The 13,931-nt window shown below is 53.1% G+C and carries 11 protein-coding genes and 1 riboswitch; of the genes, 10 read left to right on the forward strand and 1 reads right to left on the reverse strand.

Going from position 1 to position 13,931, the window contains the following annotated elements; translation table 11 throughout:
- Positions 1–84: 84 nt before the first annotated feature.
- Entirely contained in the window at positions 85–765 is a 681-nt protein-coding gene (locus tag AC0YNV_RS23890) for a response regulator transcription factor (protein WP_475770253.1), read from the reverse strand.
- 426 nt (positions 766–1,191) lie between these two features.
- On the opposite strand from AC0YNV_RS23890, the gene AC0YNV_RS23895 reads away from it, so the two are divergent.
- From AC0YNV_RS23895 to AC0YNV_RS23940, 10 genes are all read left to right on the forward strand, one after another.
- Positions 1,192–2,799, forward strand: a complete 1,608-nt coding sequence (locus AC0YNV_RS23895) for a gamma-glutamyltransferase family protein (protein ID WP_475770254.1) — start codon at positions 1,192–1,194, stop codon at positions 2,797–2,799.
- A gap of 348 nt (positions 2,800–3,147) precedes the next feature.
- On the forward strand, positions 3,148–4,461 hold the full coding sequence (locus AC0YNV_RS23900; protein WP_210038674.1) for an extracellular solute-binding protein: 1,314 nt from the start codon (positions 3,148–3,150) through the stop codon (positions 4,459–4,461).
- Between the two features lie 49 nt (positions 4,462–4,510).
- On the forward strand, positions 4,511–5,326 hold the full coding sequence (locus tag AC0YNV_RS23905; protein WP_475770255.1) for a sugar phosphate isomerase/epimerase family protein: 816 nt from the start codon (positions 4,511–4,513) through the stop codon (positions 5,324–5,326).
- A 3-nt stretch (positions 5,327–5,329) separates the two neighbouring features.
- Positions 5,330–6,463 (forward strand): Gfo/Idh/MocA family protein, encoded by a 1,134-nt coding sequence (locus AC0YNV_RS23910; protein ID WP_475770256.1) that lies wholly within the window; start codon positions 5,330–5,332, stop codon positions 6,461–6,463.
- Between the two features lie 104 nt (positions 6,464–6,567).
- A complete protein-coding gene (locus tag AC0YNV_RS23915) occupies positions 6,568–7,440 on the forward strand; it encodes a carbohydrate ABC transporter permease (RefSeq protein WP_475770257.1) in 873 nt (290 codons plus the stop codon).
- A gap of 32 nt (positions 7,441–7,472) precedes the next feature.
- Positions 7,473–8,300, forward strand: a complete 828-nt coding sequence (locus AC0YNV_RS23920; RefSeq protein ID WP_475770258.1) for a carbohydrate ABC transporter permease — start codon at positions 7,473–7,475, stop codon at positions 8,298–8,300.
- A gap of 218 nt (positions 8,301–8,518) precedes the next feature.
- Complete coding sequence (locus AC0YNV_RS23925; RefSeq protein WP_475770259.1) at positions 8,519–10,309, forward strand: sensor histidine kinase; 1,791 nt, start codon at positions 8,519–8,521, stop codon at positions 10,307–10,309.
- A complete protein-coding gene (locus AC0YNV_RS23930; RefSeq protein ID WP_475770260.1) occupies positions 10,306–11,901 on the forward strand; it encodes a response regulator in 1,596 nt (531 codons plus the stop codon). The genes AC0YNV_RS23925 and AC0YNV_RS23930 overlap by 4 nt, the downstream gene beginning before the upstream one ends.
- Positions 11,902–11,910: 9 nt before the next feature.
- Positions 11,911–13,125: an MFS transporter gene (locus AC0YNV_RS23935; RefSeq protein ID WP_475770261.1), complete on the forward strand. Its 1,215-nt coding sequence runs from the start codon at positions 11,911–11,913 to the stop codon at positions 13,123–13,125.
- A 92-nt stretch (positions 13,126–13,217) separates the two neighbouring features.
- A riboswitch (ZMP/ZTP riboswitch) is annotated at positions 13,218–13,297 on the forward strand.
- 67 nt (positions 13,298–13,364) lie between these two features.
- Positions 13,365–13,913: a DJ-1/PfpI family protein gene (locus tag AC0YNV_RS23940; protein ID WP_475770262.1), complete on the forward strand. Its 549-nt coding sequence runs from the start codon at positions 13,365–13,367 to the stop codon at positions 13,911–13,913.
- The last annotated feature ends 18 nt before the right edge of the window (positions 13,914–13,931 follow it).

The following is a 13,931-nucleotide window of genomic DNA, read 5'->3' on the forward strand; positions in this document are numbered from 1 at the left end:
CTTCCGCCAGCATAACCAGGGAAAAAACAATTAAAATCAGAACAGATGTGACAATGAAAAGTTTAAGGACTACGCCGCGCCTTCTCATGCTTCCATGTCAAATTTATAGCCTGCACGAATGACGGTGCCGATATACCGGCCTTCGTCTCCGAGCTTGGCTCTTAATTTTTTGATATGGGTGTCGACTGTGCGCAAATCCCCCAGGTAATCGTAACCCCATACCGAATCCAGAATATACTCGCGGGGCAGGACCTTGCCGTAGTGCCTGGTGAGAAAGAGGAGCAGATCGTACTCCTTCGGCGACAGATTGATCGTATTGCCCGCAACAGATACCGTATGCGCCATTCTGTTCACCAATAAATCCCCATAGACCAGCATGTCCCCTTCGCGTCCGATCGTTCCTTCGGTTCTTTTCATTAATGCAGTAGCGCGGGCTACCAGTACCCTTGGACTCAAGGGCTTCGTCACATATTCATCGGCGCCAAGCTCATACCCCATAACCTGGTCATCGTCCTCCGCCCTTGCCGTGATCATGATGATCGGCACGTCCGATTTCTCGCGAATGCGCCGGCATACCGACCATCCGTCCATTTCCGGCATCATGATGTCCAGAACAATCAGATCAACGGAGGTCCGTTCAAAAATTTCCAGCGCGAGTCTTCCGTTCTCCGCCTCATGCACTTCCCATTGTTCCTTTATGAAATAATCCGTTATAAATTCACGCATAAGCATATCATCTTCTACTAACAATATACTTCGTTTCATTGCTGTACACTCCATATCTGCCTGCAATCTTGTGTATCTTAATTTAAGCTGCAGCATGCATTCTTATACCGTCATGTTATCACAAGCTTATACCGGACACGGCGTTCTTCCTGCTCTCTTCATCATGCGAGCCACACCTCCATTTGTAACCTCACGACCAAGTATAGAAGACATCTGTGTACAACGTGTGTAGGTTTGGAGCAATATAGCGAAAAAAGAATAGGCCTCAAACCCGTTTAATATTTTGGGATATTATCATATTTGCGTAGGATATCGGTTCTGAATGACACGGATTATAATAAACACATTAACCTTACGTAAAGAAGAATGGGCTAAGTCGTTCTATTGAACAAAAAATAAAGCGCATACATCAGCTTGAAGAACCTTATTCAGTTGATTGAAGCAGCAGAGGAGGAGAGATGCAGCATGAATTATGACGCCTTATGGAATCCTTACCCCTCCAGAAGGATGGTAACCTACGCAAAAAAAGGAATGGTCGCCACCACCCAGCCGCTTGCCGCACAGGCGGGCCTCGATATGCTTAAAGCGGGGGGCAACGCGGTGGATGCGGCCATCGCCGCAGCCGCATGCCTGACTGTCGTCGAGCCGAATTCCAACAGCATCGGAGGCGACTCCTTCGCCATCGTCTGGATCGACGGCAAGCTGCACGGCTTGAACGCCAGCGGCCCGTCTCCCGAATCGATCTCAATCGATAAAGTCCGAGCCGCCGGATATGACAAAATCCCGGCCTACGGCATGCTGCCGGTTACCGTTCCCGGAACGCCGGCGGCCTGGGCCGCTTTGTCGGAACGGTTCGGCCGTCTTCCGCTCGGGGAAGTGCTGAAGCCGGCGATCGAATACGCGGAGAACGGCTTCCCGGTATCTCCGACAATAGCGAAATACTGGAAGCTGGGCTATGACAATATCAGCGCCTTGAACAATGAAGTGCATGAGCCGTGGATGGACACGTTCGCGCCCGACGGCCGCGCACCCGATGCAGGCGAGATTTGGCGCTCAGCGGATCATGCCCGTACACTGCGCTCGATTGCCGAGACCCGGGCGGAATCGTTCTATCGCGGAGAACTGGCGGAACAGATCGATGCTTTCTTCCGCAAGCATGGCGGATTCCTGAGCAAAGAGGATTTGGCCCAATACAGACCGGAGTGGGTAGATCCGATCAGCGTAAATTACCGGGGCTACGATATCTGGGAAATCCCCCCGAACGGACAAGGTCTCGTCGCTCTGATCGCGCTTAACATTCTCAAAGGCATGGATTTTGACGCGAAGGATACGGTAGCCACCTACCACAAGCAGATTGAGGCTGTGAAGCTGGCTTATGTGGACGGTCTGAAATATATTACGGACCCCCGCAGCATGAAGGTCACCGTCCAGGAACTGCTCTCCGAGGCTTATGCTGAGCAGCGGAGATCATTGATCGGGATGGAAGCTTTGCTTCCATTGGCCGGCGAGCCGCCTAAGGGAGGCACGGTTTATTTGGCAGCGGCGGATGGCGAGGGCAATATGGTCTCGTTCATCCAGAGCCATTCCGGCGACTTCGGCTCCGGAATTGTTATTCCCGGGACGGGAATTTGCATGCAGAACCGGGGTGCCGGATTTTCCATGGACCCTGACCACGCTAACGCCCTTGCGCCCCGGAAGAAGACCTACCATACGATAATTCCGGGTTTTATCACGAAGGACGGAATGCCGGTCGGCCCCTTCGGCGTGATGTGCGGATCGATCCAGCCGCAAGCGCATGTGCAGGTCGTGATGAACGCCATCGATTTTCATCTTAATCCGCAGGCAACGCTGGATGCGCCGAGATGGCGCTGGATTAAAGAAAAGATAATCGAAGTGGAACCGCAGTTCCCCGATCACATCGCCCAGGCTCTGGCCAGAAGAGGACATGTGGTGCAGCGTGCGCTGGATTCGGGCATGTTCGGACGGGGACAGATCATCTGGCGGGATTCCGCAACCGGCGTATTGGCTGGCGGCACGGAACCAAGGGCGGACGGAGAAGTGGCCGCGTGGTGAGTCCGGCTTTTATCCCGCCGCGCAGTATCCCGGTGCGTACGGGCCCTGCATAACGGCGGCCGGCCGCATATTTCTTCTGTCGGCAGCAGCATTTTGCCCCCTTGTATAATCGGTGGTACCCTGCCCTGCTTCCCGCCAAAATGCGCAATAGCAGGGCTTTTCATTATTTTCAACCCGACGGCTGTCCAATCGCGATATACCCGAAAAACAAGTATCATGTCCTGTATCTGCATTAAAAATTTGGATGTTATCATAATTCGCCGGGATAGTAAGAGCAAATGAGCTCATTATATAATATTCCCGTAAGGTTAATGTCAACAAAAATAACATAAGATGAGGGGAATGTGTATGGGTACAGGTTTTTTTCGGAAATCACTTCTTGCTGTTGCTTCTGTTGCACTGATTGTCATTACAGCTTGCGGGAACAACAACACCGCCACGGAGAACGGTCAGCCTCAGACGGCATCCGATGAGAAGGTTACGCTCACCATGGAGGACAACTGGTCGAGTCCCAATGTGGACAATGAGCTGTACAAGGAGCGGATCAAGAAATTTCAGGAGCTGAATCCGAACATCACAATCGAAGCGCAGGATATCCCTTCCGCACAGTACCGTACCAAGCTGCGCACGGAAGCGGCCGGAAACAGCATGCCCGACATGTTCATCCTGTTTCCCGGCATCGATATGGACCCTTACATCGACGCCGATGTGCTGATGCCCATTGATGAAATCATGGACAACTGGAAAGACGTCCTTCCCGCTCAGGCGTTGGCCGGTTATAACGTAGATGGCAAGCAGTACGCCATCCCGACGAAAATGACCTTTGTCGATATCATCTACTACCATAAAGATATGCTGGCGAAGGTTGGCTACAATGAATTTCCGACGACCTATGCCGACTTTCTTGACCTGGTGAAGAAGCTGAAAGCGTCAGGCGTCACGCCGATGGGTATCGGCAACAAGAACAGATGGCCGCTGCAGTCCACTTTCATGTCGGCTGTCGGAGACCGCGTTGCCGGCACCGATTTCCTCACCAAGGTCAAGCAGGGCGAAGCTAAATTCACAGATCCCGACTATGTCAAGGCACTGGGCATTCTCGATGAGCTGAACAAGGCCGAAGCGTTCAATTCCGATGTGAACACGATGGACGAAGTGCAGGTGCAGGATTATTTCCTGCAGAAGAAATCCGCCATGACCATGACAAGCTCGACGATCGATACCAAATTCCGCGTCAGCAATACGGAAAACCCGGATAACATCGGCATTGCGCTGTTCCCTTCCATCGAAGGCGGCAAAGGCTCGGCAGGCAAAAGTGCCGGAGTCGTCCAATACGGTATCGGGCTGAGCAAAGAATTAAGCGGAGCGAAGAAAGATGCGGCGCTCAAATTCCTGCAGTACTTCTACGCCCCTGAATTGTACCAGAACCTGATGAGCAAAGGCATTGTCGTTCCGGCTACGGTGGAAATGCCTGCGGATACGAGCAAATATTTGAAGGAAATGATCGAGCTGACCAAGAACGGCGATGCCCTTGTGTTCGACAGCGTAATGCCGGCAACGATCAAGGATGTGATCGAGAACGACCTTCAAGCCATCACAATGAAGCAGAAAACGCCGGAACAGGTCGCTCAGGATATGCAAGAGGCCATGGATAAGATCAAATAATTCGGGCGGAGCGTATATCCCGTCTGGTCAGGGAATGGAGGAATGGCAAGTGAAAGCTTCCCTTGGAGGATTCTCCTTCTACCAGCTGTTCAGCGAAGGCGAAATGGACATCTTCGGCTATCTGGAGACGGTCAAGCACCGCTACAGGCTGGAAGCTGTGGATCTGTGGAACGCTTTCTTCACAGATCGCAGCGTTCCGCTCTGGAAGCTCGCAAGCGATGACCATCTCCGCAAAATCAAACGATCGCTTGACGAGAAGCAGCTGACCGTCGCCAACCTGATCGTGGACCGGGCCCACTTGTGGGACCCGGATCCCGATGTCAGGCAGCAGCTTCACCGCAATGCGCTGGCGCATCTGCATGCTGCGCATCTCTTGGGAGCCCGGACGGTTCGGATCGATGCCAACCGGGGACCCGGCGAGATGACGGAGGAGCAGTTCGTGTATACGGTTCTACGCTATCGGGAATATGCACAGCTCGCCGCCGATTACGGGTTTACGGTTGGCCCCGAGAATCATACGGGCGTATCGCTCGATCCCAGGTGGATGAAGCGGATCGCTGAAGCTGTCGATCACCCGGGATATGGTATTCTGCTTCACATCGGACGATGGAATGACACCGGTGAACAGGGAAACCGGCTTGTTGCCCCTTGGGTAAACCACGTACATCTGGATGCCCGGACGCTTGCTTCCCCAGGAGCGGAAGATGCCGTCAAGGCGCTGGCAGACAGCGGATATGAAGGATATTGGGCGGTCGAATATAACGCCCCGTCCGATCCGTACATCGAGATTGAATGGGCATTGGCCTCAATGAAAAGACTGCTGGCGGCGGTAAACCGGACTGCCGGGCAGAAATTGGAGGCGTAAACATTGGAAAATGCAAAAATCAGAATCGGCGTTATAGGCGTAGGGATCATCGGCAAGCAGCATCTGGACAACTATTCCCGCATTGAAGGCGCGCAGGTGGTTGCCGTATGCGACATCAACGAACGGGAAGCCCGGGAGACTGCGGAGAAATACGGGGTTCCCGATGTTTACACGGATTATAAAGAGCTGCTGGCGCGGGATGATATCGATGCGGTAGATGTATGTCTGCATAATAACTTTCATGCGCCGCTGACGATCGCAGCGCTCCAGGCCGGCAAGCATGTTTATTGCGAGAAACCGATCGCCGGTTCTTATCACGACGGTAAATGGATGGTGGATGCCGCCCGCGAGTCCGGAAAGATGCTGCATATCCAGCTGGGCATGCTGTACAAGAAGGAAACGAAGGCCGCGAAGGCACTGATCGACGACGGACAATTGGGCAAGCTGTTTCATGCCCGGTCGAGCGGCTTCAGGCGCCGGGGCCGCCCTTTTGTAGACGGCTTCGGCACCGCCCATTTCACGAGGAAGGAAAGCGCAGGCGGCGGCGCCCTTCTGGATATGGGCGTATACCATATCGCCCAAATGCTGTATTTGCTCGGGAACCCGCCGCTCGCACGGGTCACCGGCAAATTAATTCAAGAGATGGATATGGATCCGCAAAGAGGCGCGCAAAGCGGATTCGACGTGGAAGAGCTCGCGCTTGGCTTCGTCACCTTTCAAGGCGGCGTGACACTGGATATTTTCGAAGCCTGGGCCGTTCATCTTGGCGGCGTTGAAGGCAGCAGCATTATCGGCTCACGGGGCGGCATCCGGCTTCCCGCCTATCATTCGGCGGAGCAAACCTCCGAATTCAGCTATCATACGACCGTTGCCGATATGGATCTGGACAGCCGGATCGACTTGAACCGGATGGATACCCGCTGGCACCGGATGAGAGAGAATGAAGATGCGTACGATTCCTCCCAGCAGCACTGGATTGCTGCCCTGCAGGGCCGTGTCAGCCTTCTGCCGACGGGCGAAATCGCGCTTTCGACCATGCTGATCAGCGAAGGCCTGTACCTCTCCGACGCGTTAGGCCGCGAGATGACGGCAGATGAAATCGCTGCGGGCTCGAAGTCTCTCGCAATCTGGATATAACTGAAAGACGGATCAGGGATTTATTGTATAAAGGCGGCTGAGGCTTGTCCCCGGCCGCCCTTCATCCCCCTTATAAGAAAACCCACAGCAAAGGAGGGCCAACTATGACGATAACGAAGCGGATGGCGCTCACTATTTTTATCGGGATGCTCCCCGCCCTGATTATTTATATCGGCTTCGCGATGGTTCCTATTGCGATGTCCTTCTACTATTCCTTCTTCAATTGGGACGGTCTGTCCGACATGACCTTCGCGGGCTGGGACAATTACACCTCCATATTGGAGGACGATATCTTCTGGAAAGGCGTCAAAAACAATCTGTTCATGATGGTCAGCGGAATCGTGGGCCAGCTGCCCCTGGGGCTGTTTTTCGCTCTGCTGCTGAACCGCTCTTTGAGAGGCCTCAAAATATACCGGTCCGCTTTGTTTCTCCCCGTCATCATCTCGGCGGTTATTGTTTCGATGATCTGGAATATGGTCTACAGCACGGAATCGGGGCTAATGAACGGCATTCTCGGCCTGCTCCATCTGGATTCCTGGAAACAAAACTGGCTGGGCAGCGAGCGCTGGGGCATGCTGTCCGTAAGCATCACCTATCTCTGGCAAAACTACGGCTTCTACATGGTAATTTTTCTGGCCGGCCTGCAAAATATTCCCGAAGAGATCCGGGAAGCGTCCGCTATGGACGGAGCGACCGGCTGGAGACGGTTCTGGCATATCACCCTGCCGATGCTGAAGGAAACGATCTGGGTGACTCTGATCTTCTCGATCAGCAACAGCTTCCGGGTATTCGATCTCATCTACGTGATGACTGCCGGCGGGCCTGCCCATAATACCGAAGTCATGACGATTTACATGTATACCAACGCCTTCAACAATATGAATTTCGGGCTCGGAAGCGCCGTTTCCATCCTGATTCTACTATTCAGCCTGATCGCTATTTATGCGGCCAAATTGACAACCAGCCGAAACGATTAAGCACCGCAAGCCGCGTAAAAGGAGGAGCAGCCATGCAAACATCACGGGGCAAGAAAACCATCATTCATCTGTTTTTAGCGGTGCTCTGCATCATTAATATCATTCCGATCGTCTGGATGGTTGTCGGTTCGTTCAAGACCGAGGAGGACTTCGCAACCAACCCGATGGGACTGCCCAAGTATTGGAACTTCAGCAATTATACCGAAGCCTGGAAAGTGGCGCATCTTGGCACTTATTTCTGGAACAGTGTACTCGTGACGGCGGGAGCGATTGTGCTTACCGTGCTTCTGGGGGCGCTGACCTCTTTCTTCCTGTCCAGATTCCGATTCCGGGTGCGGGGATGGCTTTACAGCCTGTTCATTATCGGGATGACGATTCCCATCCACACCACGCTCGTCCCTATTTTTATTCTGATGAAAAAGGTTGGGCTGCTCAATACCCATCTCTCTCTCATTCTCCCGTATACGGCGTTTCACCTGTCGATTACGATCTTCATTCTTGTGGGTTTTATGAAAATATTCCCGAAGGATATCGAGGAATCCGCCATTATGGACGGGGCCGGCATCTACCGGATCTTCTGGTCGATCATCCTGCCGATGACCAAGCCTGCGCTGGCCACGGTTATTATCATTAATTTCATTTATAATTGGAATGAATTCCTGTTTGCTCTCGTTCTGATCAATAAAGCGGCTCTGAAGACGCTGCCTCTGGGCCTCGCCAATTTCGCCGGCACGGAGACCCGGTTCCAGACGCTTCAGATGGCGGCCTTGAGCATGGCGTTGATCCCGCTTCTCGTCTTTTACCTGGCCATGGAGAAGCAGCTTGTGCAGGGTATGACGGCGGGCGCCGTCAAAGGATAACACACCGGCGCTCATCCGCTTCCGGAGGGATCGGATCTTCGCAGGGCGCCGTTTCACCGTTTCTCCGGATTCAAATGCCGCCTCCCGCACTCTTCTCCTTGCAGAAATTGGCCGCTTGTTATGTCAGCTTTCCTCCCAGGATTCCTTTATAATAGAAGGAACAGGACTTCCGATAGAGTACTCAGGAGTATGCAGACACCCGGGGGGAATGAAACCATATGAAATCAGGCGCAATCCGATTCCTCAATATCAGCTTGCGAAAAAAATCAGTGGCGATCTTCATTATGCTGGTCACCCTGCCCTCTCTGCTGATCGGCTATGTGATTCTGAGCCGGTATGAGACGATACTGCGGCAGCAGTTCATCGACTCGATGGAGAAGAACCTGAATACCATCGAGATGAATCTGACGGAGAAAATCAAGGCGATTGAAGATATCTCGGACTATATGATTTATCAGGAAAATTTCCGCAGCTTTCTGGAGGCCAAGCCCACTCCCGGCAATATGGAGCAAATCTACAAGGACAAAACGGCGATCGAAGGCTTCTTCGCGTTCCAGATCATGTCCAAGCAGTACATCAAATCGATTTCGCTGCAGGGCGTAGGCGGCAACGAGCTGCAGATGGGCGAACCGGTCAAAGGCCTCGAGCAGCCATGGAGCGACTTGGCGAAAGCCAACCGGGGCGGAATCGTATGGACGGATTCCTATTCGCTGGAGAGCGGCTGGACCGGCAGCAAACGGGTCATCTCCATGTTCCGCGTTATTAATTCCTTCGAGAAGCCGTCCAACCAGGTCGGCCAGGTGATCGTGCGTCTGAACGAAACGGAATTCACCGATTTATTGACAACGCCGGTTCCCAAGGATCAGGGCTCGATATTTATCGTCCGCCCCGACGGCAGCGTCCTGCTGCATCCGGACGAGAAGCTGGTCGGCCATCCTTACCCGGACAGCAGCATGCTTCAGGAAATCGTGAACAAGCGGAGCAGCGTGTTCGCCTTGCAGGAGGAAGGCACCTCCTATGTCGTATTTAACCAGCATATGAAATCCACGGGCTGGAATATTGTCGCGATGGTCAAGGATGAGACGATCGTGGAGAAAACCAAGGCCATCAAAGCATCCTTGCAGATTTTGATTCTTGTGATCCTGATTCTCGGCCTGCTTGCCTTAATCGGCTTCGAGCTGGCGATCATCCGTCCGATCCTCGAGCTGAAGAAAGAGACGCACCGGCTCAAGCACGGAGACTTCTCGGCCCAGGTCGAGGTGCGTTCACGCGATGAGATCGGCGAGCTCGGCAGGCAGTTCAACAATATGGTCACCACGATTAAAGATCTCATCGACAAGAAATATAAGCTGGAGATCCGGCAGAAGGAATCCGATCTGCGGATCCTGCAGAGCCAGATGGATCCGCATTTTCTGTACAACACGCTCGATACGATCCGCTGGACGGCGCGTCTGGAGCAGGCGCCTGAGACCAGTCAATTAATCGAGACCTTGTCCCGGTTTTTCCGGATGGGCATGGACAGCGGGAAGCATCATACGACGCTCGCCGGTGAAATGGAATTTGTCCGGGCCTATCTGAATTTGCAGCAGAAGCGGATGGGCAGCAAGCTGCGGTTCTCCCTCTTTATGGAAGCATCCTTAGAGGACGCAGTGGTGCTCAAGAAGGTTATTCAACCTCTGGTGGAGAATAGCATCAAGCACGGCTTCAAACGGCAGGCCGGAAAAATCGACGTTCGCGCCTATCAGGACGGAGCGGATTTGATTATCGACGTGACCGACTCGGGGATCGGGTTTTCCAAGGAAAAAAGACTTCTGATTCACCGGGCTCTGGAGGAGAGGACCGGCGATGAAAGCGTGCTGGATCACGCCATCAGCAACATTCATGAACGGATTCAGCTTGTGAACGGCAGCGGCTACGGAGTTGAGCTTCCCATGGAGCAGTCCATTACGGGAGCATGCGTAAGGTTAAGAATACCTCTTTGGATGAACGAAAAGGAGGAGGAAGCATGACCATTCGAATGCTAATCGTTGATGATGAACCGATCATTTGCCAAGGCCTGAGACAAACCATTCCTTGGGATTCGATCGGCGTGGAAGTGGCGGGAGAAGCCTATGACGGCGTAGAGGCCCTGCAATTCGTATCGGGGCAGCCTGTCGATCTGGTGCTCACGGATATTAACATGGATGGAATGGACGGACTTGAATTAGCCAAGGAGCTGAAGGAAAGATGGCCGCAGATCCGCATCATTATCGTCAGCGGCTATGATGATTTTGAATATGCGCGCCGCGCCCTGCGTCTTGGGATCGAGGATTATTTGCTGAAGCCCGTCAACATTGATGAGCTGATGGCGATGGTCCAGAGAATCGGCATGGAAATCTCGCTTGATGCGGAGCGGGAAAAAAAGCGCGAGCGCGAAAGCTGGTTAAAGTGGATGATCCAGCTTGTTCAAGGCGGAGCCGCTATACGGAAGGACGCCGATACGCCGCCATTGGCCGCATACGGCCAGTCGTCCTACCGGTTTATCGCCAGCCAGCTGGAGGATTATGCCGAATGGACCAGCCATTCGTCGGAGGAGTCGCAGCAATCCGCGCGGATCGGTTGGGAAAGTACCGTTCATGCGGCGCTGAAACCCTTCGATCAGGAAGTCATTTCCTTCTTCCATCATCCGAACCTGCTGCTTTCGCTGTGCATCGGCTCCCGCCAGGTGAGCCCGCTGGATTTGTCTGCCGCCTTATCGGCAGCGCAGAACATGGCACCGCCGGTCCCCCGCCTTTATTTTGGCGTGTCGCCGGCTTTTTCCCAATTGGACGAGGCTTATGCCCGCAGTATAGAGGCCACCACGGCCCTGCAGCTTGCTGCAGTTCCGGAATGCCCCTCCATCCAGTTTCATAATGAAGAGCAAATTTCCGGGCGGAGCCCTCTGCCGTTCTCTCCGTTCGAGCTGGAGAAGCAGCTGGTCCACGTGCTCTTTCATGGAGGCTATGAGGAACTGGATGACATCATCGGGAGCATCATGCAGCAGTTTCGCGAGAGGGGCTATCTGCTGAAGGAAATATTGCAGGCTTTCAAGGAATTGAGCATTATCCTGCATCGCAGACTGCATACGAACGGCATGGATTTGTCGGAGCGCACCGATCCGTTCAATTCGGGCGAAATCGATCTGTTGACGCACAACTCCTACCGCGCCATGGAATCGCTGCTCCGCAAAGAGCTTTGGTCCCTGCATGCGATGATTCATTCCTCCCTGGCCAACAAGAACCACTGGATCGCCGAACGCGTCAACAAGCATATTGATTCCAGCTACCATACGGATTTGAAGGCCTCTGAGCTGGCCGCCCTGCTCAAAATAACGCCGAATTATTTCAGCATCCTGTTCAAACAAAATTTCGGCAAAGGGTTCGCGGAGTATCTGAATGAGGTACGCATCGAACGGGCCAAAGCAAGTCTGGTCGGAACCGACGAGCGGGTATTCGAGATCGCCGAGAAAGTCGGCTACAAGGAGTACAAATACTTCTGCTCGATCTTCAAATCGCATACCGGAATCACGCCGACGCAGTACCGGAAGCTTGCCAAAACAGGTTCGTCAGCGGGAAAGGATTGAGCGCTCTACATGTCACACCCATCATTGACCAACATACGTTCCCTGGGCTTTATAAAAGCGTTCAACTTTTTCATCTATGGGGCGATCTCCGTCTACAGCACTTTTTTTCCGCTTTATTTGAAGGAAACCGGCATGTCCAACTTTACGGTTGGCCTGCTGCTCGCCGGAGGCCCGTTCATCTCCCTCCTCTCCAACCCCTTCTGGGGATATTGGAGCGACCGGCTGGAGAATGCCAGGCGCGTTCTGCTCATGCTGCTGATCGGCAATGCCGTGGTCATGCAGATCGTCTTTTCTCTGAACGCGGGCTATCTTATCTTTACGTTCATGCTGCTCTATTTTTTCTTCCAGAGCCCGTTGTTCTCGCAAAGCAACAGCCTCAATCTCGATGTGGCCGACAAGACAGGCCTTAAGTTCGGCAGCTTCCGTCTGTGGGGTTCCCTCGGGTGGGCCGTTATGGCGGTGGCGACAGGACCGGTCATCGAGCGACTTGGCATTCATCAGCTGTGGATCGTGTACGGGGTGATGATGCTCATCTCCATCGCCCTGGCCTTGAAGCTGCCCCGCGGAGGCAAAACGGGCAGCCGTAAAGGAGCCCCGGTCGGTTATGGTCAAATATGGGCCAACAAACCGTTTATCATGTTCCTTGTCATCGGCGTTCTCATTTCGATTCCAAACTCCATGAACAACACATTTGTTTCGATCTATATCTCCGATCTGGGAGGCAAAAACTCTCTGATCGGCTGGTCCGCTTTTCTGTCATCCATCTTCGAGATTCCGGTTTACCTGCTATTTGACCGGTATTTGCGCAAAAGTCAACGAACGATGATTTTCTGTCTGGCCGTTGTCAGTCTGCTTTACGCGCTGCGCTGGTTTCTGATGTCGGTGGCGGAAACCCCTTATCAGATCATCTTCATTCAGGCCCTGCACTGTCTTACTTTTGCAGGTTATTATTATGTAGGCACGCAATTGACCGCCCTGCTCGTTCCGAAGGAATACCGGGCCTCGGGTCAAGCGGTATACGCCCTCAGCTGGGGAGGGCTGTCCGGGATCGTAGCGGGCGTCACCGGGGGCTGGATATTCCAGAATCTTGGCGCGCATGCGATGTACCGGATAAGCGCCGGGACGGCTTTGCTGGGCGTGGCGGGTTTTGCTCTCATGTACATGTTCATCATGAAAACCAGCCGCAAGAACCTGGAGGCACAGGGCTATAGCAGTGAAGGATGAAGGCTGAAGGCTAAACAAACCAGGCGGAGATTTATCTCCTTTTATCTCCTTGAACTTTCCAGCAGAAGAATGTAAGATTATAACACTAGCATGAAACGGTGCGTTACTGGCGTAAACATGGATAACCATGAGGGAGCGCACCGACAAACAGCCGTACGCCTGGGCAAAGTACTTGATTCTCTTCAGATCGGGTGCTTTTTTTGTTTTATACCAGACAAACGAGAGGCCGGTGTACGGGAATGAAGATGGCATTTATTTTATTTGACGGAATGACGACGCTGGATTTTAGCGGTTTTTACGAAGCTGTAACCTGGTTGGGCATTTTGGGAGTCAAAGAAGCGGTGTCATGGGATTTTTGTTCGACGAAGGCGGAAATCACGGATGATCGGGGATTAACCATAAAAATCCCGCATGTCTATCCGGATCTCTCCGGATATGATCTGATTTTTATCCCCGGCGGATTTTCTACAAGGCAGCTTAGGCATGACCCCGATTTTGTCTCGTGGGTGAAAACTGCACGCGATGTGGAGATTAAGGCGTCTGGTTTCTTGACTGATAAACGGGCTACGACGAACCCTTCTGCATATGACCTGCTTGCCCCTTATTGCTCAGAGGTCGTAAAGTCCCGCGTTGTCAGGGATGGCAATGTGTTCACGGGCGGCGGCGTCTCCGCATCCCTTGATCTTGGCTTGTTCCTCGTCGATTCATTAAGCACTCCGGAGGTCGCCCGGCAGGTTCAGGAAAAAATGGATTATCCCTATTATCGCCCCGGCCGGATGAGTGAATAGCAGACGGAATAGCCGGAA

The organism is Paenibacillus sp. JT31N11, assembly GCF_056269285.1.

Bases quoted from the DNA above. Each gene is read 5' to 3' on its own strand.
- AC0YNV_RS23890 (WP_475770253.1), bottom strand. From the start codon at position 765: ATGAAACGAAGTATATTGTTAGTAGAAGATGATATGCTTATGCGTGAA.
- AC0YNV_RS23895 (WP_475770254.1), top strand. From the start codon at position 1,192: ATGAATTATGACGCCTTATGGAATCCTTACCCCTCCAGAAGGATGGTA.
- AC0YNV_RS23900 (WP_210038674.1), top strand. From the start codon at position 3,148: ATGGGTACAGGTTTTTTTCGGAAATCACTTCTTGCTGTTGCTTCTGTT.
- AC0YNV_RS23915 (WP_475770257.1), top strand. From the start codon at position 6,568: ATGACGATAACGAAGCGGATGGCGCTCACTATTTTTATCGGGATGCTC.
- AC0YNV_RS23920 (WP_475770258.1), top strand. From the start codon at position 7,473: ATGCAAACATCACGGGGCAAGAAAACCATCATTCATCTGTTTTTAGCG.
- AC0YNV_RS23925 (WP_475770259.1), top strand. From the start codon at position 8,519: ATGAAATCAGGCGCAATCCGATTCCTCAATATCAGCTTGCGAAAAAAA.
- AC0YNV_RS23930 (WP_475770260.1), top strand. From the start codon at position 10,306: ATGACCATTCGAATGCTAATCGTTGATGATGAACCGATCATTTGCCAA.
- AC0YNV_RS23935 (WP_475770261.1), top strand. From the start codon at position 11,911: ATGTCACACCCATCATTGACCAACATACGTTCCCTGGGCTTTATAAAA.
- AC0YNV_RS23940 (WP_475770262.1), top strand. From the start codon at position 13,365: ATGAAGATGGCATTTATTTTATTTGACGGAATGACGACGCTGGATTTT.